The sequence below is a fragment of the Streptomyces sp. NPDC053432 genome (genome assembly GCF_055585365.1).
This window is the reverse complement of sequence record NZ_JBVJKF010000014.1, coordinates 177,619-200,020: the sequence shown is the minus strand read 5'-3', so window position 1 is coordinate 200,020 and position 22,402 is coordinate 177,619. Positions and strand designations below refer to the sequence as shown.

The following is a 22,402-nucleotide window of genomic DNA, read 5'->3' as shown; positions in this document are numbered from 1 at the left end:
CCGTACGCCCGCGCCGGCCGTGGGCACACGGTGTCGTGCGTACGGCCGAACGCGTGGCGGACGGGTGGATCGTAGGGACTCGGGCGATTCGGCGAAACGTTCCTTCTGGCGTTTCGTCTCGTGTGCCGTCAGTGCGGCGTGATCGGTGCGATCGCACTCGACGCGGGGATCAGGCGGTGCCTGGCCCGCCCCATCAGTTCCTCGCGTTCGTCTTCGGTGAGGCCGCCCCACACCCCGTAGGGCTCGCGGACAGCGAGTGCGTGCGCGGCGCATTCCGAACGCACCGGGCATCTCATGCAGACCTCTTTAGCCGAGGCCTCGCGCGCGCTCCTCGCCGCGCCCCGCTCACCTTCCGGGTGGAAGAAGAGGGAGCTGTCGACCCCGCGGCAGGCGGCGAGCAGCTGCCAGTCCCAGAGGTCGGCGTTCGGTCCGGGGAGGCGGGAGAAATCTGCCATTGGTAGTCCTCTTGGTGCCGGTACTGAGGCGGATACGGTCCATGTCTCCAAGGGTCTCCACACCTACTGTCGGAGTAGATGTAAATATGACTCATTGGGAATCTAGCCTCAGACATGTGCCAAACGGAAGGAAAGCCGCCAAATAGGGCATAGCTCCAGATGGAGGACGCGTGACGTGTGGCGTCCGTGTCGTGATCGGTTCCTCACGTAGAGTGCCGAAGGTGTCCGTCCGACCCGTAACTCTTTCGAGTGACCATCGTTGAGAGTGCGAAGGCGGTTGAACCAATGAGTTCCCGGACAGGTGTCCGAGAGCATCGACCGCACAGGTGACGATACGTACCAGCCTGGAGGCTCAAGGTGACGCGCATCAGCAGCTGCGGAGGGCGGTCATGACTTCCGTCCTCGTCTGCGACGACTCCCCGCTTGCCCGAGAGGCGCTCCGTCGCGCGGTTGCCACCGTGCCCGGCGTCGAGCGTGTGACGACGGCAGCCAACGGCGAGGAAGTCCTCCGCCGCTGGGGTGCCGACCGCTCCGACCTGATTCTGATGGATGTACGGATGCCCGGGCTCGGCGGTGTGGAGACGGTCCGCCGCCTGCTCTCTGCCGACCCCGGGGCCCGCATCATCATGCTGACCGTCGCGGAGGACCTGGACGGCGTGGCCCTCGCGGTGGCCGCCGGTGCCCGCGGCTACCTGCACAAGGACGCCTCGCGCGCCGAACTGCGGGCCACGGTCACCCAGGCGCTCGCCGACCCCACCTGGCGACTGGCCCCGCGCCGGCTCCGCTCGGCCGAGATGGGCGCCGCGCCCACGCTCACCGCGCGCGAGATCCAGGTACTGGAGGGCATGAGCCACGGCCGCTCCAACGCGGAGATCGGGCGCGAGCTCTTCCTCTCCGAGGACACGGTCAAGACGCACGCCCGCCGGCTCTTCAAGAAGCTCGGCGCCTCGGACCGTGCGCACGCGGTCGCGCTCGGCTTCCGCTGGGGTCTCGTGCGCTGACCCCGCCCGGCCATGGTGAGCCCCGCCGTACCCGGTGCGCACCCGGGGATTGGCGGGGCACAATCCGGGGGACGTGTCGCTTCGTGCGCGATGCCGCATCCTTGAGGGTGTGCCGCATTCTTGGAAATGTGGGGTTCCCGTCCTCGGGGACCATTCGGCCGAGCGGGAGGGGAGGGCGCAAGCATGAGTTCAGGCGCACCCGCTCATAACGCTTCGACGCATGAAACGGGCCGCGGTGCCACGGATCCGTCGGCGCCGATGCACCATGGATTGATGCGCGAAGACGAGACCCCGGGGTCACCCGCGGTCACAGGCCCCACCGGCGCCGCCAAGGGCGGCAGCGCCGGGGCCGTCAGCGCGCTCGTACGCCGGGCCGTCGACGGCGACGAGCAGGCCACGCACGACCTGCTCGCCTTCGTGCACCCGCTCGCCATCCGCTACTGCCGCACCCGGCTGTCCCGGCTCCCGGGCGACGCCCGCCACTTCGTCGAGGACCTGGCGCAGGAGGTCTGCGTCGCCGTCCTGATGGCCCTGCCGCGCTACCGGGACACCGGGCGGCCCTTCGAGGCGTTCGTGTTCGCCATCGCCGCGCACAAGGTGGCCGATCTGCAGCGGGCCGCCATGCGCCACCCCGGCAGCACGGCCGTCCCGTCCGACGAGATGCCGGAGCGCCCCGACGACTCGCTGGGGCCGGAGGAGCGGGCGCTGCTCAGCAGCGACGCCGCCTGGGCCAAGAAACTGCTGGCCAACCTGCCGGAGAACCAGCGCGAGCTGCTCGTACTGCGCGTGGCCGTCGGTCTGACCGCGGAGGAGACCGGGCAGATGCTCGGCATGTCCCCCGGTGCGGTGCGCGTGGCACAGCACCGCGCGCTCAGCCGGCTCCGCGCGCTCGCGGAGCAGTAAATCCCGCCGCGAAACTTGTAGCAAGCTACGAAAATAGCCGTCGATCTTCATCGTGGAATGAGACGCGGCGGGATCCCGTTAGCATGGACATCCGCGCTGAGCAAGACCATTTGGGAAGGTGTCATGACCGCCGACGGAGTGCCCGACAAATTCGCCACGCTCGGACTGACCTACGACGACGTGCTGCTGCTGCCGGGCGCGTCGGACATGTCGCCCGATGCGATCGACACCTCTTCCCTCATCTCGCGCAACGTGCGCGTCAACGTTCCGCTGCTGTCAGCGGCCATGGACAAGGTCACCGAGTCCCGGATGGCCATCGCGATGGCCCGCCAGGGCGGCGTCGGCGTCCTGCACCGCAACCTCTCCATCGCCGACCAGGCCAACCAGGTCGACCTGGTCAAGCGCTCCGAGTCCGGCATGGTCACCGACCCCATCACGGTGCACCCGGACGCGACCCTGCGCGAGGCGGACGAGCTCTGCGCGAAGTTCCGCATCTCCGGTGTCCCGGTGACCGACCCCGCGGGCAAGCTGCTGGGCATCGTCACCAACCGCGACATGGCCTTCGAGTCGGACCGCAGCCGCCAGGTGCGCGAGGTCATGACCCCGATGCCGCTGGTCACGGGCAAGGTCGGCATCTCCGGCGTCGACGCCATGGAGCTGCTGCGCCGCCACAAGATCGAGAAGCTGCCGCTGGTCGACGACGCGGGCATCCTCAAGGGCCTCATCACGGTCAAGGACTTCGTCAAGGCCGAGAAGTACCCGAACGCCGCCAAGGACAAGGACGGCCGGCTGCTCGTCGGCGCCGCCGTCGGCGTCGCCGGCGACGCCTACGAGCGCGCGCAGGCCCTGATCGAGGCGGGCGCCGACTTCATCGTCGTCGACACCGCCCACGGCCACTCCCGGCTGGTCGGCGACATGGTCGCGAAGATCAAGTCGAACTCCTCCGTCGACGTCATCGGCGGCAACGTCGCCACCCGCGACGGTGCGCAGGCGCTCATCGACGCCGGCTGCGACGGCATCAAGGTCGGCGTCGGCCCCGGCTCGATCTGCACCACCCGCGTCGTCGCCGGCATCGGCGTCCCGCAGGTCACCGCGATCTACGAGGCCTCGCTGGCCGCCAAGGAGGCGGGCGTCCCGGTCATCGGCGACGGCGGCCTGCAGTACTCCGGTGACATCGCGAAGGCCCTGGTCGCGGGCGCCGACACGGTGATGCTCGGCTCGCTGCTCGCGGGCTGCGAGGAGTCCCCGGGCGAGCTGCTGTTCATCAACGGCAAGCAGTTCAAGTCGTACCGCGGCATGGGCTCGCTGGGCGCGATGCAGTCCCGCGGCGACCGCAAGTCCTTCTCCAAGGACCGCTACTTCCAGGAGGGCGTCGGCGGCGACGACAAGCTGATCCCCGAGGGCATCGAGGGCCAGGTCCCCTACCGCGGCCCGCTGTCCGCGGTGGTCCACCAGCTCGTCGGCGGCCTGCGCCAGTCGATGTTCTACGTCGGCGGCCGCACGGTCCCCGAGCTGCAGGAGCGGGGCCGGTTCGTCCGGATCACCTCGGCGGGCCTCAAGGAGAGCCACCCGCACGACATCCAGATGACGGTCGAGGCCCCCAACTACAGCCGCAAGGGCTGATCGGAACACCGCCGGAGGGGCGGGCCCGTCCGGGCCCGCCCCTCCGGTGTGCGGCGGTTGCGTCCGTCCAGCGGGCACCGGGACGCGCTGCGCCGGGGTTCGGGGATACTGGACGGGCAGACCCAGAGGAAAGGCCACCACACGTGACTGAGATCGAGATCGGGCGCGGCAAGCGCGGCCGCAGGGCGTACGCGTTCGACGACATCGCCATCGTCCCGAGCCGGCGTACCCGGGACCCGAAGGAGGTCTCGATCGCCTGGCAGATCGACGCGTACCGCTTCGAGCTCCCGTTCCTGGCCGCCCCCATGGACTCGGTCGTCTCCCCGCAGACCGCGATCCGCATCGGCGAGCTCGGCGGCCTCGGTGTGCTGAACCTCGAAGGCCTGTGGACCCGGTACGAGGACCCGCAGCCGCTGCTCGACGAGATCGCGGAGCTGGACGAGGCGACGGCCAACCGCCGCCTCCAGGAGATCTACGCCGCCCCGATCCAGGCCGACCTGATCCGCGCGCGGATCAAGGAGGTCCGTGACTCGGGCGTCGTCACCGCCGCGGCGCTCTCGCCGCAGCGCACCGCCGAGTTCTCCAAGGCCGTCGTCGACGCGGGCGTGGACATCTTCGTCATCCGCGGCACCACCGTCTCCGCCGAGCACGTCTCCGGAGCCGCCGAGCCGCTGAACCTGAAGCAGTTCATCTACGAGCTCGACGTCCCGGTCATCGTGGGCGGCTGCGCCACCTACACGGCGGCCCTGCACCTGATGCGCACCGGCGCCGCGGGCGTGCTGGTCGGCTTCGGCGGCGGCGCCGCGCACACCACGCGCAACGTGCTCGGCATCCAGGTCCCGATGGCGACCGCCGTCGCGGACGTGGCCGCGGCCCGCCGCGACTACATGGACGAGTCCGGCGGCCGCTACGTGCACGTCATCGCCGACGGCGGCGTGGGCTGGTCCGGCGACATCCCGAAGGCCGTCGCCTGCGGCGCCGACGCCGTGATGATGGGCTCCCCGCTGGCCCGCGCCACCGACGCGCCCGGCAAGGGCAACCACTGGGGCATGGAGGCCGTCCACGAGGACGTGCCGCGCGGCAAGAAGGTCGACCTCGGCACGGTCGGCACCACCGAGGAGATCCTCACCGGCCCGTCGCACACCCCGGACGGCTCGATGAACATCTTCGGCGCGCTGCGCCGCTCGATGGCCACCACCGGCTACAGCGAGCTCAAGGAGTTCCAGCGGGTCGAGGTCACGGTCGCGGACTCGCAGCACAGCCGCTGATCCGCATCCGGACACACGTCAGGCCCGGTCCCGCATCCGCGGGGCCGGGCCTGACGGCGTTCCGGGGCCGGGCCGGATCAGGCGGCCGTCTTGCGGGCGGTCTGGAAGGCCAGGACCGCACCGAGACCGAAGAACAGGAAGGACATCGGGTCGAGGTCCTCCTTCCAGGACTCCTGGATCAGGTCGAAGTGGTCCGTGAGGAGCTCCATCACGCCGGAGTTCAGCACGTCGGCGCCGATGATGGCGGTACCGAGCAGCTGGCCCGCGATGACCGCGCCGATGGCGAGGACCGCGCTGACCACCGGCAGGACCGGGTTGCTGCCACCGAGCTTGCCGGCGGCGAGGCCGATCACGGCGCCCACGCCGACGGCGGCGTAGCCGATCTCGTGCTTGGTGCCGCCGATGATCGCGCCGTAGATGCCGGCAGCGATCAGGGCCGCGACGACCGCGGCGGCGATGCCGAGGCCGATGTTGCCGGTGCGGGCCGGGGCCGGGGCGGCGGGAGCCTCGGTGTAGGAGTCGGGCGCGGGCGGCTGGAAGTTCTGGCTCATGCGGAGATCCCCCCCAGGGAATCGCGGGCACACGTGTCCTGGGGGACGTATGTGCGAGATAAAGAAGTGACGCCGCAGGCTAGCAGTCGCTCACGACATCCGTGAGGGGGATTTTCCGGGCCCTCACAGCCGGTGCGCGGCGCCCGCCGGACTGGCGCCGCGGGTGTCCAGCAGCAACTGTGCCTTCACCGCGAGGCCTTGCAGGTCGTAGGTGCGGTGGTGCTGGAGCAGGATCGTCAGGTCGGCGTTGGCGGCGGCCTCGTACAACGATTCGGCACGCGGCACCGGCTGGTCGCGCACCCGCCAGCCCGTGATGTACGGGTCGTGGTAGCTGACCAGCGCGCCCAGGTCGAGGAGGCGGCTGGCGATCTCGCGGGCCGGGGAGCCCTCCTGGTCGGCCAGGTCGGGTTTGTAAGTGACCCCCAGGAGCAGCACGCGGGCGCCGCGCGCGGACTTGCCGTGCTCGTTCAGCAGGGTGGCGGAGCGCTGGATGACGTACTGCGGCATCCGGTTGTTGATCTCCTGCGCGAGGCCGACCATGCGCAGCGGGTGGCCCGGGGTGCGGGTGGTGTGGGGGAGGTAGTTGGGGTCGAGGGGGACGCCGTGGCCGCCGACGCCGGGGCCGGGGCGGAAGGCCTGGAACCCGTACGGCTTGGTCTCGGCGCAGCGGATGACGTCCCACAGGTCGACGCCGAGGTCGTGGCAGAGCACCGCCATCTCGTTCATGAGGGCGATGTTGACGTGCCGGTAGTTCGTTTCGAGCAGTTGTACGGTCTCCGCCTCGCGCAGGCCGCGGGCGCGGACCACCTTCTCGGCGAGGCGGGCGTAGAAGGCGTGTGCGGACTCGGTGCAGGCGGGGGTGAGGCCGCCGATCACCTTCGGCGTGTTGGAGATGCCGTGGGTGCGGTTGCCGGGGTCGAGCCGGCTGGGGGAGTAGGCGAGGTGGAAGTCCCGGCCGGCCCGGAGTCCGGAGCCCTCTTCGAGGACGGGCCGGAGGTATTCCTCGGTGACGCCCGGGTGGACGGCGGATTCGAGGATGACCGTGGTGTGCGGGCGCAGGCGGGCGGCGAGCGCGCGGCCCGCCTCGCCGACGGCCGAGAGGTCGAGGGCGCGGTCGGCGCCGAGGTGGGTGGGGGCGCAGATGACGGCGGTGCGGACCCGGCCGAGCTCGGCGGGGTTGGTGGTGACCCGGAACCCCGCCGCCGACATGCGGCGGATCTCGGCGGCTGTGAGGGTGGAGTCCGTGACCGGACCGCTGTCGTAGCCGACCGTTTCGATTCCGGCGGCCACGGCCGCCTGGGCGAGGGGGAGGCCGAGGTGGCCGAGTCCGATGACGGCGAGGTCTGCGGGCATGGGGGTGCCGTCCCTTCCCTGACACGAGGGGGATGCGCGCGCAAGCCCTGTGGACGGGAAGGCCACGCAGGGAGCTGGCGCAATGTCAGACTAGGCGTATATATGACAGATATGTCGCATTCCAGGGTGAAGGTCACCGTTGTGTTGTCCACAGCCGGTGGCTGATGTGGGTGCGGCCGGTCAGAATCGTGAAAACGGGGATGTGAACGGGACCACCCGCACCACGCGGGCACGTCCGCACGACGCGGGAACACCCGCACCAACGGGAGGCAGCCGTGAGGACAGCGACACTGGGGCCGGCGCAGCGCGCCGAGGCCCTCGCCCGGATGGCCGAACGGGAACTGGACGTCCTGGTGGTGGGCGCCGGCGTGGTCGGCGCCGGCACCGCGCTCGACGCCGTGACCCGGGGCCTGTCGACCGGCCTGGTGGAGGCGCGCGACTGGGCCTCCGGGACCTCCAGCCGGTCCAGCAAGCTGATCCACGGCGGCCTCAGATACCTGGAGATGCTCGACTTCGCCCTCGTGCGGGAGGCCCTGAAGGAGCGCGGCCTGCTCCTGGGGCGCCTCGCCCCGCACCTGGTGAAGCCGGTGCCGTTCCTGTACCCGCTGCAGCACAAGGGCTGGGAACGCTTCTACGCGGGCTCGGGCGTCGCGCTCTACGACGCCATGTCCGTCTCCAGCGGCCACGGGCGAGGCCTGCCCGTGCACCGGCACCTCTCGCGCAAGCGGGCCCTGCGGGTGGCACCGGCGCTGCGCAAGGACGCCCTGGTGGGAGCCCTGCAGTACTACGACGCCCAGATGGACGACGCGCGGTACGTCGCCACGCTGGTCCGCACGGCCACGGCATACGGGGCGCACTGCGCCAACCGGGCGAGGGTGGTCGGCTTCCTGCGCGAGGGCGAACGGGTGGTCGGGGCGACGGTGCGCGACGTCGAGGGCGGGGGTGAGTACGAGATCCGCGCGAAGCAGGTGGTCAACGCGACGGGGGTGTGGACGGACGACACCCAGGCGCTGATCGGGGAGCGCGGGCAGTTCCACGTACGGGCGTCCAAGGGCATCCATCTGGTGGTGCCCAAGGACCGCATCCACTCCAGCACCGGTCTGATCCTGCGCACCGAGAAGTCGGTCCTGTTCGTCATCCCGTGGGGCCGGCACTGGATCATCGGGACCACCGACACCGACTGGGACCTGGACAAGGCACACCCGGCGGCGTCGAGCGCGGACATCGACTACCTGCTGGAACACGTCAACTCGGTGCTGGCGGTGCCGCTCACGCGGGACGACGTCCAGGGCGTGTACGCGGGCCTGCGGCCGCTGCTGGCGGGGGAGTCGGACGCGACGAGCAAGCTCTCGCGCGAGCACACGGTGGCCCACCCGGTGCCGGGGCTGGTCGTGGTCGCGGGCGGCAAGTACACGACGTACCGGGTCATGGCGAAGGACGCCGTCGACGAGGCGGTGCACGGGCTCGACCAGCGGGTCGCGGAATGCGTGACGGAGGACGTGCCGCTGGTGGGGGCCGAGGGATACCACGCCCTGTGGAACGCGCGGGCGCGGATCGCGGGGCGGGCCGGGCTCCATGTGGTGCGGGTCGAGCACCTGTTGAACCGGTACGGATCGCTGACGGAGGAACTGCTCGACCTGATCGCCGCCGACCCCGGACTGGCGCAGCCGGTCACCGGCGCGGACGACTACCTGCGGGCGGAGATCGTCTACGCCGCCTCGCACGAGGGGGCGCGGCACCTGGACGACGTACTGACGCGGCGGACCCGGATCTCGATCGAGACCTTCGACCGGGGCACGGGATCGGCGCGGGAGTGCGCGGAGTTGATGGCGCCGGTGCTGGGCTGGGACAAGCAGCAGATCGAGAAGGAAGTGGAGCACTACCAGAAGCGGGTGGAGGCGGAGCGGGAGTCCCAGCTCCAGCCGGACGACCAGACGGCGGACGCGGCGAGACTCGGGGCGCCCGACATCGTTCCGTTGTAACTCCGCGATGCGGAAGGGGGAACCGCGGACCCGGGGCGCCCGTCAGTTGCGGAGTGAGGAACAATGAGGTTTCCGCCGGGGTGGGTTACAGCGGGCCCAGGCGGCTGCCGGGGCAGCCGGGGCAGGCTGCAGGAACGCAGAGGGGACGCATGTCGAAGCCGGAGCACGGGACGCCTGCGGCGAAGCCCGACGATGAGGGGGCTGCGGCTCCGGCCGCGTCGGCTGGAGCCGCGCCCGCGAAGCTGGGGTTGGCGAAGAACACGCCCGGGTCGGCGGGTTCGCCTGAGGCGGAGCCGGACGGTTCGGGCTCGCACGCCGTCGCGCCTGCGGCGGAGCCCGAGGACGCGAAGCCGGTTGCGGCTGCGGCTGCGGAGCCCGAGGACGCGAAGCCGGTTGCGGCTGCGGAGCCCGAGGACGCGAAGCCGGTTGCGGCTGCGGCTGCTGACGGTGCGAAGGCCGCCGAGGACGCGAAGCCGGCTGTGGCTGCCAAGACGAGCTTGAGCAAGGCTGCCCCCGTGGCGGAGCCCGAGGGCGGGAAGCCCGCCGCGGACGGCAAGCCGAAGACGGCCAGGGCCGCGGCCGCAGGTGCCGCAACGGTCAATCCCGTCGTCGAGAAGGCCGATGCCATGGCGGCGGCCGTCAAGGCCGCGGCCGCCAAGGCCGCCGCGGAGGGCGAGGACGAAGGGCGGCTGCTGGCCGGTCGCTACCGGCTCGGAGCCGTGCTCGGCAAGGGCGGCATGGGCACCGTGTGGCGGGCCCAGGACGAGACTCTGGGCCGTACCGTCGCCGTCAAGGAACTCCGCTTCAGCACCGGCGTCGACGAGGACGAGAAGCGCCGCCTCATCACCCGTACCCTGCGCGAGGCCAAGGCCATCGCCCGGATCCGGAGCGGCGGTGCCGTCACCGTCTACGACGTCGTCGACGAGGACGGCCGGCCGTGGATCGTCATGGAACTCATCGAGGGGCCCTCGCTCGCCGAGTTCGTACGGGAGAACGGCACGCTGACCCCGCGCCGCGCCGCCGAGGTCGGCCTCGCGGTGCTCGACGTACTGCGCGCCGCCCACGGCCAGGGCATCCTGCACCGGGACGTCAAGCCGTCCAACGTGCTCATCGCCGCCAACGGCCGCGTCGTCCTGACCGACTTCGGCATCGCGCAGGTCGAGGGCGACCCCTCCGTCACCTCCACCGGCATGCTCGTCGGTGCCCCCTCCTACATCTCCCCCGAGCGTGCCCGCGGCCAGAAGCCCGGCCCGCCCGCCGACATGTGGTCGCTCGGCGGCCTGCTGTACGCCTCCGTCGAGGGCGTGCCCCCGTACGACAAGGGCTCCGCGCTCGCCACCCTCACCGCCGTGATGACCGAGCCGGTCGAGCCGCCCAAGAACGCGGGCCCGCTGGCCGACGTCATCTACGGACTGCTCGTCAAGGACCCCGCGCGGCGTCTCGACGAGGAGGGCGCGCGGGCCATGCTCACCGCGGTGGTGAACGCGCCCGAGCCCGTCGCGCTGCCGGTCGTCGCCCCGAACGCGGAGGAGACCCGGCAGATATCGCTGGCCGACGCCAAGGAGGCCGCGGACAAGGCCGCCGCCGAGAAGGCGGAGAAGGCGGCCGAGAAGGCGGCGAAGAAGGAGCGGGAGCGGCGGGAGCGCGAGCAGCGCGAACGCGCCCGCGCCGCACTGAAGTCGGCCCGCAAGGAAGCCGCGGCCGCTGCGGCGGCCGCCTCGGCCGCCGCCGCCGTGCCGACCGCCTCGGCGGCCGAGGCGCCGGGCTCCGGCAAGCCCGCGCCGGTCGCCGCCCCGGTCACCGACGTCCTGCCGCGCCGCACGATCGCGATGGCGGTGGCCGCCGTACTGGTGGTGCTCGCGGCGGTCGGTTCGCTGATCGCCTACGTGGTCGGCGGTGACGACGAGGGCGGCAAGCAGCAGGGCAAGAACGGCGGCAAGCCCACCCCGGCCGCCTCCGGGAACCCGACGCCGGGTCAGGGCCAGGGCGGGAGCGGGAAGAACACCCCGCAGAACGCCACGCCCAACACGCCCCAGGGCACGCCGTCCTCCTCCGCGAACGCGGGCGGCGGCGACACGGGCACCACCAGTACGAGCCAGGGACAGGGCGCTGCGCCGGGCGGCGGCGGGGGCGCGGGGCTCCCGTCGGGGTTCGCCACGGTGACGGACCCGGGATTCCACTTCTCCATGGCCATGCCGCAGGGCTTCCACCAGACGGGCATAGCCGGCAAGAACTCGGGCGGCATATACAGCCGTGACGGCGGCTTCCCGCGGATCCAGGTCGACTACAACGACAGCCCCGGCAGCGACGCGCGCAAGGCCTGGATGGAGCTGGAGCGGGCCGTGGCGGGCAGCAGCTCGGGCTACCGCCTGATCGGGATCAACCCGGTGAACTACCGGAACTACCCGACCGTCGCGGACTGGGAGTTCGAGCGGGTGCAGGACGGCATCAAGGTCCGCGTGCTCAACCGCGGCTTCAAGATGGACGCCACGCACGGCTACGCCATCATGATCAGCTGCGCGTCCGACCAGTGGGACGGCGCGGAGTGCACGCAGATGCGCAACGTGGCGTTCGAGACCTTCCAGCCGCTCGGCTGACCCCGGGACGCGGGCGGCCCCGGCGACGTATCGTGTCAGCGGGGCCACGGGGGACCCGGCGCACTCGGGGGAGGCGATGTGGAGGAGTACGCGGGCCGGATCCTGGCCCACCGGTACCGCCTGCCGCTGCCGCCGGACGACTGCGCCGACTACGAGCTCGTCGAGACCCGCGCCTTCGACACGCGCAGCGGGCAGGAAGTCCTCGTACGGCAGGTGCCGTTGCCGGAGGTCGTGGACGCCGAGCTGATGGACGGGCCGCGGCCGCAGACCCTCCCGGCGGGTGAACTGCCGGCCGTGCGGCGCGCGATCGAGGCGGCGCAGGCGGCGGCCGCGATCCCGGACCACCCCCGGCTGGACCAGGTCTTCGACGTGTTCGCGGAGGACGGTTCGCTGTGGATCGTCAGCGAACTGGTCCCGGCCCGGCCGCTGGCCTCGCTGATCGCGGACGAACCGCTGAGCCCGTACCGGGCGGCGGAGGTGGCGTCGGACGTACTGACCGCGCTGCGGGTGCTGCACGCGCACGGGTGGACGCACCGGAACATCACGGTGCGGACGGTACTGGTGTGCGAGGACGGCCGCGTCGTCCTGACGGGGCTGGCCGCGGGGGCGGCGGAGGACGCGCTGTGCGGGTACGACCCGGTGCCGGGCGGGAGTGCGGGTGGCTCCGGCGGTTCGGGGTGGGACGGGAGCGCCTCTGGCGGCGGCGAGAGCGGCGGCGGGGCATCGGGCCCCGGACCGGTTGCTTCCGGCGGTGAGCCGTGGGGCGGGGCCTCCGGCGGCGGTGTCGGTGCCGGTGTCCCGGGGCTTGGGCCGGTTGCCTCCGGCGGTGATCTGTGGGGCGGGGCCTCCGGCGGCGGTGGCGGTGTCGGTGCCGGTGTCCCAGGGCTTGGGCCGGTTGCCTCCGGCGGGGCGGTGGATGGCGGTGACATGGGCCTCGGGCCCGGTGTCGTCGGCGGTGAGTCCGGGACTGGGAACGGGTCCGGGCCGTACGCGTCCGCGGAGGTGCGGTACGCGCCGTTGGTGGCGCCCGGGTACGACACCGGGCCGCGGTACACCGACCACATCACCCCGGGGCGCACCGAGGAGCGGCCGGACCTGCAGGCCGCGGCGCGGGCCGGGGCCATCGCCGCGTACCGGGCCGGCTCGCGGGCGGCCGCCGCGCGCGTCATCGAGCAGCGCAAGGCGGAGGCAGAGGCGGAGGCGGCAGCGGCGGGTACCCCCGCGCCGGAGGCGCAGCAGAGGCCCGAGGGGTCGAACCTCCCGGAGGGGTACTCGTACCCGTACGGCGGCCCGCAGGCCGGTGCCACCACCTCCTGGCACGGCGCGAGCCCCCGCCGCCAGGCCCTCCCCCCGGCTGGGACGACGCCGGGCGCCGACGCGACCCGGCCGCAGCCGCCCACACAGCCCGCCGACTTCGAGACGAAGGCCGGCCAGCCGCCATCCCCGCAGAGCGATCCCACCCAGCCGGGGCTGCTGCAGCAGGGTGATCCCGCGCAGCCGGGGCCGCTGCCGCAGGGGCAGGCTTGGCAGCAGAGCGGTCCCGCGCAGCCCGGGGCGCGGCCGGAGCCCGATCTCGCGCAGCCGGGGCGGCAGCCGCAGGGGCAGGCTTGGCAGCAGGGTGATCCCGCGCAGTCCGGGTTACGGTCGCAGGAGGAGGCCTGGCGGCAGGCCGACGCCGGACAGCCGGGGCCGCTGCCGCAGGGGCAGGCTTGGCAGCAGAGCGGTCCCGCGCAGCCCGGGGCGCGGCCGGAGCCCGATCCCGTCCAGCCGGGGCCGCTGTCGCAGGGGCGGGCCTGGCCGCAGGGTGATCCCGCGCTGTTCGGGCCGCTGCCGGAGGCGCAGGGGGGTCCCGTGCAGCCCGGGGCGCGGCCGGAGCCCGGCCCCGGGGAGTCCGGGCGGCAGTCGCAGGGGGGCGCGGGGCGGGCCGGGTTGCCCGCGCAGCTTGCTCTGCCGCAGGGGTACCGGCAGGCGGAGACCTCCGCTCCCGAGGGCGGCATCGCGCCGTACGGCGGGCCGGGTGACCCTGGCCACGGTCACCCCCGGCCCGGCTCCGGCCGGGTGCCCGTGCAGCCCGCCGGAGGCCGGCCGGCCGGGCCGCAGGGATCCGGGCCCGCCCGGCAGGGCGACCACGGGCCGGCGCAGCCCGCCGGCTACTGGGCGCCCGCGCAGCAGCCCGGTCCCGGCGCCGCGCAGGCCCCCGCGATCCGGGGCGGATACGCGGCGCCGCAGGCGAGTCGGCTGGACGCCGAACGGGCCCGGCAGACGCGGATGGCCGTCGTCGGGGCCGTCACCGAGCGCTGGGCTCCCGAGCAGGCCCGCAGCGTCTCCGGGCCGTGGCAGCTGGCCGCCCCCGTCGGCCCCGCCACCGACCTCTGGGCGCTCGGCGCGCTGCTGTTCCGCGCCGTGCAGGGGCACGCCCCCTACCCGGAGGACAGCGCGGCCGAGCTCGTCGAGCTGGTCTGCTCCGAGCCGCCCGCCTTCGCCGAGGAGTGCGGCGCGCTGCGGCCCGTCGTGGAGTCGCTGCTGCGTCAGGACCCCACCGAGCGGCCCGACTTCGAGGAGCTGCGGGGCTGGCTGCGTTCACTCGTACGGTCGGCCCCGGAGCCCGAGTCGGGGGCCGGCCTCGCCATGCTCCCGATGGCGGAGCCGGATCCCGCGCGCCTGCCCGTCGTACGCCGGCGCGGTGAACTGCACGGCCGGCACCGCAACCCGGCCGCCCCGCGGACCCGCAAGCCCCGCTCGCTCGGCCGGACCCTGCTCCTCGCGATCCTCGTGCTGCTCGCCGGAGGCGTGGCGTACGCGATGCTGTTCATGCCCCGGGCGGCGGACGGCGAGGGAAGGCAGGACGCCGCGCCGACACCCCCGAAGCAGAGCCAGCGCCCCTCGCAGGTGCCCACCGGGACCCCCGAGTCCAAGCCGGCGCCCCAGTCGACCGCGACCGCACCCGCCCCGGAGGCGTCGGCCCCGCCCGGCTACACCATCCAGCAGGACCCCGAGCACTTCGAGATCGCCGTGCCCGAGGGCTGGGAGCGCCGCAGCGTCAACGAGGCCGGTCAGGTGCGGTACGTCAGCGGGCAGTTCGTGCTGACCGTCGTCCCCGGCCGGGACAAGGTCGAGGGCAATCCCGACCCGGCGGCGTACCAGAAGGACAAGGAGCAGGAGCTCACCCCGTACCGCACCTCCACCTGGTCCTCCGTCGGCGACGTGAAGACCACGAAGGTCGGCCAGCAGCTCCGCGCCACCGGCCGGTACACCTGGATCGACGGAACCGGCCGGAACGTCTTCGCCCGCAACTTCGTCGTCGCGCTGGCCGGCAGCTACCACGTCGTCATGGTCACGGGGCCGGAGGACGAGCAGGGCAAGGTCACCGAGGTCTTCGAGAAGGCCACGGCGAGTTACAAGTCCGGTGGCTGAGAACGTACTGACGACTGATCAGTACGGCGATTGCGTCACAGTGCTGCCTTTACGGCCCCGTGCGGTTCCGGCAGCACCCGTGGGCTCCGTAATCTGGCGGCCTGAAGTGTGGAGAGCGGCGGGATTTCGTGGAACAGCAGACAGGTGGGGGCACCGTGCTCGCGGGCCGGTACCGGCTCGTCGAGCCCATCGGCCGCGGCGGCATGGGCAAGGTGTGGCGCGCGCATGACGAGCTGCTGCACCGGACCGTCGCCGTCAAGGAACTGACGGCGGGTCTGTACGTCGCCCAGGCCGACCGGGACGTCATGCACGCCCGTACGCAGAAGGAGGCCCGGGCCGCGGCCCGGATCCAGCACCCGGCGGTCGTGACCGTGCACGACGTACTGGAACACGACGACCGGCCCTGGATCGTCATGGAGTACATCGACGGCCCCTCCCTCGCGGACGCGGCCAAGGCGGCGGGGCGGATCGAGCCCCGTGAGGCGGCCAGGATCGGCCTGCACGTGCTGGGCGCGCTGCGCGCCGCGCACGCGGTCGGCGTACTGCACCGGGACGTGAAGCCGGGCAACGTGCTGCTGGCCAAGGACGGCCGGGTGCTGCTCACGGACTTCGGGATCGCGGCGATCGAGGGCGACTCCTCCATCACGCGCACCGGCGAGATCGTCGGCTCCATCGACTACCTGGCTCCAGAGCGGGTCACCGGCGGGACCCCCGGTACGGCCTCCGACCTGTGGTCGCTGGGCGCCACCCTCTACACGGCGGTCGAGGCCCGCTCGCCGTTCCGCCGTACGTCGCCCATCTCCAGCCTCCAGGCCGTGGTCAACGACGAGCCGCCGGCGCTGCGCCAGTCCGGCGCCCTGGCACCCGTCATCACCGCCCTGCTGCGCAAGGACCCGGCGGACCGGCCGTCGGCCGAGGAGGCCGAGCGGATGCTGCTGGAGGCGATGGAGGGCCGCGAACCGAAGGCGGCGCAGGCGTACGTGCCGACCCGCGCGGTGACCTCGGAGGAGCTCGCCCCGGCGCAGGAGCGGACGGAGGAGCCGCCCACGCCGGTGGAACCGGCCCGGACGGCCGCGCTGCCGGAGCAGCCGGTTTCCGCACCCGTGCCTTCTTCCGGCGCGCCGGCGGGCGGTCGGCTCAGGCGGGCCGCGGTGATCGCCCTGGTGGCGGCGCTGCTCGGCGGTGGCGGGGTGTTCGGTGTGCTCAAGTTGACCTCGGACGACGGTGACGGCGGCTCCGACCGGAACACGAGCTCCCTCGACGCGAAGTCCGGTGACGGGAAGAACGGGGACGAGGCGGACGGGGACACGGCGGGCGTGCCCGCCGGCTGGACCGAGGTCGTCGACCCGGAGGGCTTCCGGCTCTTCGTCCCGAACGGCTGGACGCGCCAGATGGACGGGAACCAGATCGACTACACGCCCGACAACGGCAAGCACTTCATCCGGATCGCCATCGACCCCACCCCGGACTACGACACTCCGTACGCGCACCTGCTCGACCTGGAGAAGCAGGTGCAGAAGCGGACGGACTACAAGCGGGTGAAGCTCAACCAGAACACCTTCCGCGACACCACCCGGGCCGCGATCTGGGACTTCACGTGGACGGAGAAGGGGACGCAGGCCGGGCCGCGCCGCGCCCGGGAGCAGATGTACATCGCCCCGAACGAGACCGAGTACGCGATCTACATGTCGGGTCCGGCCGCGGACTGGAAGACCACGCAGCAGCAGTTCGACACGGTGCTCAGCGGCTGGAAGCCGCCGGAGAAGGCGCAGTAGCGGCGGCGGAACGCCTCGATCGGGTCATCCCGCCAGCAATCACTGGCGGAAATGGCAAAATCCGGTTACCCACGGGTACCCAAAGGCCCACGGGCGCAATACGCTCACCGCCATGACGGATTCGCAGGCCCCCGCCGCCCCCCTCCGCACCGCACCGCAGCCCACCAACCCGGTGGCCCCGGCCCCGGCCGGTGCCCGGACCGCCGCCGACGTGGTCACCGCCGACCTGGTAGCCCGGCTGACCCGCGGAGTGATCGGTTCCGGCCGCACCGCCAACCACACCCCCTTCACCGGGGACCGGCTCGCGGAGCTGCCCGAGGCCACCCCCGAGGACGTGGCCGAGGCCTTCGAGCGGGCCCGCGCCGCCCAGCCGGCCTGGGCGGCCGTCCCCGCGCGCAAGCGGGCCGCGGTCCTCCTGCGCTTCCACGACCTGGTGCTGGCCCGCCAGGCCGAGGTCCTCGACCTCATCCAGCTGGAGACCGGCAAGGCCCGCCTCCACGCCCACGAGGAGGTCCAGGCGGTCGCCGTCGCGGCCCGCCACTACGGCCGCAAGGCCCCCTCCTACCTGCGCCCCAAGAGCCACACGGGTGCCATGCCCACCCTGACCAAGGTCACCGAGCTGCGCCAGCCGCGCGGGGTCGTCGGCCAGATCGCCCCATGGAACTACCCCCTGGAGCTGTCGGTCGGCGACGCCCTGCCCGCCTTCGTCGCGGGAAACGCGCTGGTCATGAAGCCCGACACCGAGACCGCGCTGACCGCCCTGTGGGCCCGTGACCTGCTGATCGAGGCCGGGCTGCCCGCCGAGGTCTTCCAGATCGTGCTGGGCGAGGGCCCCGTGGTCGGCCCCGAGGTGGTCCGGCACGCGGACTACGTCTCCTTCACCGGCTCCACCCGTACCGGCCGCGAGGTCGCCCGGGGCGCCGCCGACCGCCTCGTCGGGGTCTCCCTCGAACTGGGCGGCAAGAACGCCATGCTGGTCCTGCACGACGCCGACATAGAGAAGGCCGCCGCCGGCGCCGTCCGCGCCTGCTTCTCCTCCGCCGGCCAGCTCTGCATCTCCATCGAGCGGCTCTACGTCCACGCCTCCATCGCCGACGCCTTCGTCGAGCGGTTCGCCGCCCGCACCAAGGCCATGCGGCTCGGCGCCTCCCTCGCGTACGGCGCCGACATGGGCTCCCTGGTCGGCGAGCGCCAGCTGGAGACCGTGACGCGGCACGTCGACGAGGCCGTCGCCAAGGGCGCCACGCTCGTCGCCGGAGGCACCGCCCGCCCCGACATCGGCCCGCTCTTCTACGAGCCCACCATCCTCGACGGCGTCGAGGCGCCCATGGCGGTCTGCGGCGAGGAGACCTTCGGCCCCGTCGTCTCCATCTACCGGTTCACCGACGAGGACCAGGCCGTCGCCGAGGCCAACGCCACCGCGTACGGCCTCAACTCCAGCGTCTGGACCAAGGACGCCCGCCGCGGCCACGCCGTCGCCGCCCGCCTGCGCACCGGCACCGTCAACATCAACGAGGGCTACGCCCCCGCCTACGGCAGCGCCCAGGCGCCCATGGGCGGCATGAAGGACTCCGGCCTCGGCCGCCGCCACGGCTCCGAGGGCATCCTCAAGTACACCGAGGCCCAGACCGTCGCCCACCAGCGACTGCTCCCGATGGCGCCCTCCCTGGGCATGGACGACGAGAAGTACGCGGCGTTCATGACCCGCAGCCTCAAGGCCATGAAGGCCCTCCGATTCCGCTGAACCCGACTCGGCCAAGGAGCAGCACCGTGTCTGAATCTGAGTCGTACGACTACGACGTCATCGTCATCGGATCGGGCTTCGGGGGGTCGGTCTCGGCACTGCGCCTCACCGAGAAGGGCTACCGCGTCGGCGTCCTGGAGGCAGGACGCCGCTTCACCCGCGAGAGCCTGCCCAGGAACAGCTGGGACCTGCGCAACTACCTGTGGGCCCCGGCCCTCGGGCTGTACGGGATCCAGCGCATCCACCTGCTCGGCAACGTGATGGTCCTCGCGGGCGCCGGCGTGGGAGGCGGCTCGCTCAACTACGCCAACACCCTCTACGTGCCGCCCGCGGCCTTCTTCGAGGACCGCCAGTGGGCGTCCATCACCGACTGGCGCGAGGAACTCGCCCCGTACTACGACCAGGCCAGGCGGATGCTCGGGGTCCGGCTGAACCCGACGATGACCCCCTCCGACGTCCACCTCAAGGCGGCCGCCGAGAAGATGGGCGTCGCGGACTCCTTCCACATGGCGCCCGTCGGCGTCTTCTTCGGGGACGGCAAAGACGCCGGAGGACAGCCGAAGGTCCGCCCCGGGGACGAGGTCGCCGACCCCTACTTCGGCGGCGCGGGCCCCTCCCGCAAGGCCTGCACCGAATGCGGCGAGTGCATGACCGGCTGCCGGCACGGCGCGAAGAACACCCTGAACGAGAACTACCTGCACCTCGCCGAACGCGCCGGCGCCGTCATCCACCCCATGACGACGGTCACCGCGCTCTCCGACCACCCGGACGGCGGCTACCGCGTCCGCACCGTCCCCACCGACGGCCGGCGCAAGGGGCGGGCGAGCGTGCTGCGCGCCCGGTACGTGGTCGTCGCGGCCGGTACCTACGGCACCCAGACCCTGCTGCACACGATGAAGGACCGCGGCGAACTGCCGCACGTCTCGGACCGGCTCGGCGACCTGACCCGCACCAACTCCGAGGGCCTGGTCGGCGCGCAGACCGACGACCGCCGCTACCGCAGGCGCCACGGGAAGGAACGCCGGGCCGACTTCACCCGCGGCGTGGCGATCACCTCGTCCGTGCACCCCAACGCCGATACGCACATCGAGCCCGTCCGCTACGGCAAGGGCTCCAACGCGATGGGCTTCCTGACCGTCCTCCAGGTCCCCTACAGCCCGCACCGGGTCCGCGCCTGGTTCGCCCGCACCGCCCGCCACCCCGTGCAGCTGGCGCGTTCCCTGTCCAACCGGCGCTGGTCGGAGCGGACCATCATCGGACTGGTCATGCAGTCGCTGGACAACTCCCTGACCACCTACCGCAAGCCCCGCGGCATCGGGAAGGGACTGCTCACCGCACGCCAGGGCCACGGCGCCCCCAACCCGGTGCAGATCGCGGAGGCCACGCAGGCCGCGACCCTGCTCGCCGAGGAGATCAACGGCTTCCCCGGCAGCAACATCGGTGAGCTGATGGGGACCCCGCTGACCGCGCACTTCCTCGGCGGCTGCCCGATCGGAGCCTCCGCCGAGGAGGGCGTGGTGGACCCGTACCACCGGCTCTACGGACATCCGGGCATCTCCGTGGTGGACGGCGCGGCCGTCTCCGCGAACCTCGGGGTCAACCCGTCGCTCACGATCACCGCGCAGGCGGAACGGGCGATGTCGTACTGGCCGAACAACGGCGAGCCGGACCAGCGCCCCGAGCAGGGCGCGGCCTACGTACGCCTCGCCGCGGTCGAGCCGGTGCGCCCGACGGTTCCGAAGGAGGCCTTCGGCGCGCTGCGGCTGCCGTTCCTGGCGGTCCCGGAGGTCCCGCCGAAGCGGGACCTCTGAGCCGGCCGGTGCCGTTACGCGTGGTCGCCGCGACGGCGGCGGAACACGACGAACAGCACGGTGCCCGCGGCGAGGACGGCGGCCGCGCCGGCGGCGGTCGCCAGCGCGGAGCTTCCGGTGGAGGCCAGACCGCCGGAGGCGGCGGTGGCCGAGGCGGAGGCGGTGGCGGAGGCGGTGGCCGTCGGGCTGGCCGTGCCGCTCGGGCCCGCCGTGCCGGTCGGCGTGGCCGACGCCGTCGCGGTGGGCGTCGGGGACGGGCTGGTGCTCCCGGCGTTCAGGACGATGGCGGCCGTGTTGTTCGAGTGGTCCGGGTCCCACCTCTCGGGCCTGGCCTCGCCGCTGGACGAACCGACCCTGACGGAGCCCTTGGCGTCCGGGACGACCTCGTCGATCCTGAGCTCGAAGGCGCCCAGGACCTTCTCGTCCTCCAGCACCGAGAGCCCGCCGCGGCAGAAGAACTCCTCGCTCTTACGGGGCTTCGGCGTGCAGCCGGCGGGGGCCTTGGTGACGGTCGTGCCGGGCGGCATCCTCACGTCGGTCACGGCGGCGTCGTCGCGGAGGTCCTTGGTGACCGCCGCCGGGCCGCGGTTGTGGAAGCCGAGGTCGAGCTTGACCGTCTCACCGGCCTTCGCCGTGGCGGTGGCGCCGATGGCGGCGAAGTCGGCCGTGTTCGCGACCGACCACTGGGCGTCGAAGGCGTCGTGCTCGAAGGAGCCCCCGGGCGCGGTGCGCGGCTTGAGGGTCAGCTTCTTGCCGGTGTTCGGCCGGGTGTGCCCCTCGGGCGTCTTCGGCGCTTCGTTCGCCCGGTGGACGTGCACGTCCAGGCGCTCGTTCATGGCCCGCGCGTTGGCCTTCACGGTGAGGGGCTCGACCGGCTCGTAGGCCTTGCCGCCTTCGAAGGAGCCCTCGAAGGTGCAGGTGGTGAGGGTGACGCCCTTGCCGAGCTTCTCGGTGTCGGCCGGCCCGTAGGTGCAGTTGTCGTACTTCTCCAGGAGGTCGGTGCCCCGAGAGGTGTACATCCGGACGACCGCGCCCTCGGTCGCGACCATGCCGGTGTTCTTGAACGAGAGCGGGACCGGGGTCTGGTCACCGATCGCCTTGACGGGCAGCGAGATCCTGGGGTCCACGCCGAACTTGGGCCCGCCGACCTGGACGGGGACGTCGTACGGGGTGAAGGTGGCGCCCTCCGTCTTCGCGGTGACCGCCAGCTCGCCCAGGTCGCCCACCTTGCTGCCCTTGCGGGGCTTGATGCTCAGTTCGAGGCTGGGCGCCGGAGCGACACAGGTCATGGTGGTCGCCGTGGTGGTGCACTTCTGCCCTTCCACCTCGGCGAAGCCGGCGACCTTGCTCGTGTCGATCGTGTAGGTGACGGGCTTGCCCTGCCAGTAGGTGCTGCTGAAGTAGCCCACGGTGAGCAGGCTCGGATGCTGGTACCCCGAGTCCGTCACCGGGTACAGGGACACGGACGCGGGGTTGCTCCCGAGGGGGTACACGGGGTCCGCCGCGCCGGCCGGAGCGGCCAGACCGAGCGGGATCAGGCCGGCCGCGGCCAGCAAGGTCAACTTCTTCTTCATGGCGGGCCAGACCGCCCGGCTCCCCGCACAGTTGCACCCGCCGCCGTGTGACGGCCGACACAGGTGACAAGCGGATGGCCGGGCGGGTACCGCGCTCCCCCTCCGAGCGCGGTAACCACCGCGGTACATGAGTGACAGGTGGTCAGCGCGGATGGTTGTACCGGAATCCGCCCCGCCGGACTGTGGCGTCCGTCACGTGGTGAAAGTCGCGGCCGCGGACCGGCCGGGAAGGGCTGGGGCGGGGAACGCAAGAACGGCCGGCCCGGGGCGTCCCTCGGGCCGGCCGTCCTGTGTGGGTGACCGGGCTGCTGTCCCCTGCCGTCCGGTCACGCGAAGGAGCGAGATCCCACG

The 22,402-nt window shown here is 72.6% G+C and carries 14 protein-coding genes; 10 read left to right on the top strand and 4 right to left on the bottom strand.

Annotated features, from left to right (window positions below; all coding sequences use genetic code 11):
• Nucleotides 1–128: 128 nt before the first annotated feature.
• Complete coding sequence (locus ACZ6Y1_RS23660) at nucleotides 129–455, bottom strand: WhiB family transcriptional regulator (protein WP_376661599.1); 327 nt, start codon at nucleotides 453–455, stop codon at nucleotides 129–131.
• A gap of 389 nt (nucleotides 456–844) precedes the next feature.
• Between ACZ6Y1_RS23660 and ACZ6Y1_RS23655 the strand changes: the two genes are divergently transcribed.
• The 4 genes from ACZ6Y1_RS23655 (at nucleotide 845) to ACZ6Y1_RS23640 (ending at nucleotide 5,250) form a co-directional block, all read left to right on the top strand.
• Complete coding sequence (locus ACZ6Y1_RS23655) at nucleotides 845–1,456, top strand: response regulator transcription factor (RefSeq protein ID WP_003948568.1); 612 nt, start codon at nucleotides 845–847, stop codon at nucleotides 1,454–1,456.
• A gap of 273 nt (nucleotides 1,457–1,729) precedes the next feature.
• Nucleotides 1,730–2,359 carry a sigma-70 family RNA polymerase sigma factor gene (locus ACZ6Y1_RS23650; protein ID WP_469633088.1) on the top strand — a complete coding sequence of 210 codons (630 nt, stop codon included), beginning with the start codon at nucleotides 1,730–1,732 and terminating at the stop codon, nucleotides 2,357–2,359.
• 123 nt (nucleotides 2,360–2,482) lie between these two features.
• Nucleotides 2,483–3,982 (top strand): IMP dehydrogenase, encoded by a 1,500-nt coding sequence (gene guaB / locus ACZ6Y1_RS23645; protein ID WP_469633085.1) that lies wholly within the window; start codon nucleotides 2,483–2,485, stop codon nucleotides 3,980–3,982.
• A 143-nt stretch (nucleotides 3,983–4,125) separates the two neighbouring features.
• Nucleotides 4,126–5,250: a GuaB3 family IMP dehydrogenase-related protein gene (locus ACZ6Y1_RS23640; RefSeq protein WP_469633083.1), complete on the top strand. Its 1,125-nt coding sequence runs from the start codon at nucleotides 4,126–4,128 to the stop codon at nucleotides 5,248–5,250.
• 77 nt (nucleotides 5,251–5,327) lie between these two features.
• Here ACZ6Y1_RS23640 and ACZ6Y1_RS23635 read toward each other — a convergent pair whose 3' ends face one another.
• Together ACZ6Y1_RS23635 and ACZ6Y1_RS23630 are read right to left on the bottom strand one after the other, a co-directional pair.
• Nucleotides 5,328–5,801 carry a hypothetical protein gene (locus ACZ6Y1_RS23635; RefSeq protein WP_469633081.1) on the bottom strand — a complete coding sequence of 158 codons (474 nt, stop codon included), beginning with the start codon at nucleotides 5,799–5,801 and terminating at the stop codon, nucleotides 5,328–5,330.
• A gap of 123 nt (nucleotides 5,802–5,924) precedes the next feature.
• Complete coding sequence (locus ACZ6Y1_RS23630) at nucleotides 5,925–7,154, bottom strand: nucleotide sugar dehydrogenase (protein ID WP_469633079.1); 1,230 nt, start codon at nucleotides 7,152–7,154, stop codon at nucleotides 5,925–5,927.
• A gap of 275 nt (nucleotides 7,155–7,429) precedes the next feature.
• On the opposite strand from ACZ6Y1_RS23630, the gene ACZ6Y1_RS23625 reads away from it, so the two are divergent.
• From ACZ6Y1_RS23625 to ACZ6Y1_RS23600, 6 genes are all read left to right on the top strand, one after another.
• Nucleotides 7,430–9,136, top strand: coding sequence for a glycerol-3-phosphate dehydrogenase/oxidase (locus ACZ6Y1_RS23625; protein ID WP_469633077.1), 1,707 nt, complete (start codon nucleotides 7,430–7,432; stop codon nucleotides 9,134–9,136).
• Nucleotides 9,137–9,285: 149 nt separating this feature from the next.
• Nucleotides 9,286–11,733, top strand: a complete 2,448-nt coding sequence (locus tag ACZ6Y1_RS23620) for a serine/threonine-protein kinase (protein WP_469633074.1) — start codon at nucleotides 9,286–9,288, stop codon at nucleotides 11,731–11,733.
• Between the two features lie 78 nt (nucleotides 11,734–11,811).
• Nucleotides 11,812–15,147, top strand: coding sequence for a protein kinase (locus tag ACZ6Y1_RS23615; RefSeq protein WP_469633071.1), 3,336 nt, complete (start codon nucleotides 11,812–11,814; stop codon nucleotides 15,145–15,147).
• A 128-nt stretch (nucleotides 15,148–15,275) separates the two neighbouring features.
• The gene (locus ACZ6Y1_RS23610; protein WP_469633069.1) at nucleotides 15,276–16,922 is read left to right on the top strand and encodes a serine/threonine-protein kinase; all 1,647 of its coding nucleotides are present in this window, start codon (nucleotides 15,276–15,278) and stop codon (nucleotides 16,920–16,922) included.
• A 112-nt stretch (nucleotides 16,923–17,034) separates the two neighbouring features.
• Nucleotides 17,035–18,666 carry a succinic semialdehyde dehydrogenase gene (locus ACZ6Y1_RS23605; protein WP_469633066.1) on the top strand — a complete coding sequence of 544 codons (1,632 nt, stop codon included), beginning with the start codon at nucleotides 17,035–17,037 and terminating at the stop codon, nucleotides 18,664–18,666.
• Nucleotides 18,667–18,692: 26 nt separating this feature from the next.
• On the top strand, nucleotides 18,693–20,477 hold the full coding sequence (locus ACZ6Y1_RS23600) for a GMC oxidoreductase (RefSeq protein ID WP_469633063.1): 1,785 nt from the start codon (nucleotides 18,693–18,695) through the stop codon (nucleotides 20,475–20,477).
• 14 nt (nucleotides 20,478–20,491) lie between these two features.
• Here the strand turns inward: ACZ6Y1_RS23600 and ACZ6Y1_RS23595 are convergent, their stop codons facing one another.
• Nucleotides 20,492–22,051 carry a hypothetical protein gene (locus ACZ6Y1_RS23595; RefSeq protein ID WP_469633060.1) on the bottom strand — a complete coding sequence of 520 codons (1,560 nt, stop codon included), beginning with the start codon at nucleotides 22,049–22,051 and terminating at the stop codon, nucleotides 20,492–20,494.
• Nucleotides 22,052–22,402: the final 351 nt, after the last annotated feature.

Coding starts and splice junctions, on each gene's coding strand:
- ACZ6Y1_RS23605 (WP_469633066.1), top strand. CDS start 17,035: ATGACGGATTCGCAGGCCCCCGCCGCCCCCCTCCGCACCGCACCGCAG.
- ACZ6Y1_RS23655 (WP_003948568.1), top strand. CDS start 845: ATGACTTCCGTCCTCGTCTGCGACGACTCCCCGCTTGCCCGAGAGGCG.
- guaB (WP_469633085.1), top strand. CDS start 2,483: ATGACCGCCGACGGAGTGCCCGACAAATTCGCCACGCTCGGACTGACC.
- ACZ6Y1_RS23635 (WP_469633081.1), bottom strand. CDS start 5,801: ATGAGCCAGAACTTCCAGCCGCCCGCGCCCGACTCCTACACCGAGGCT.
- ACZ6Y1_RS23620 (WP_469633074.1), top strand. CDS start 9,286: ATGTCGAAGCCGGAGCACGGGACGCCTGCGGCGAAGCCCGACGATGAG.
- ACZ6Y1_RS23630 (WP_469633079.1), bottom strand. CDS start 7,154: ATGCCCGCAGACCTCGCCGTCATCGGACTCGGCCACCTCGGCCTCCCC.
- ACZ6Y1_RS23595 (WP_469633060.1), bottom strand. CDS start 22,051: ATGAAGAAGAAGTTGACCTTGCTGGCCGCGGCCGGCCTGATCCCGCTC.
- ACZ6Y1_RS23650 (WP_469633088.1), top strand. CDS start 1,730: ATGCGCGAAGACGAGACCCCGGGGTCACCCGCGGTCACAGGCCCCACC.
- ACZ6Y1_RS23660 (WP_376661599.1), bottom strand. CDS start 455: ATGGCAGATTTCTCCCGCCTCCCCGGACCGAACGCCGACCTCTGGGAC.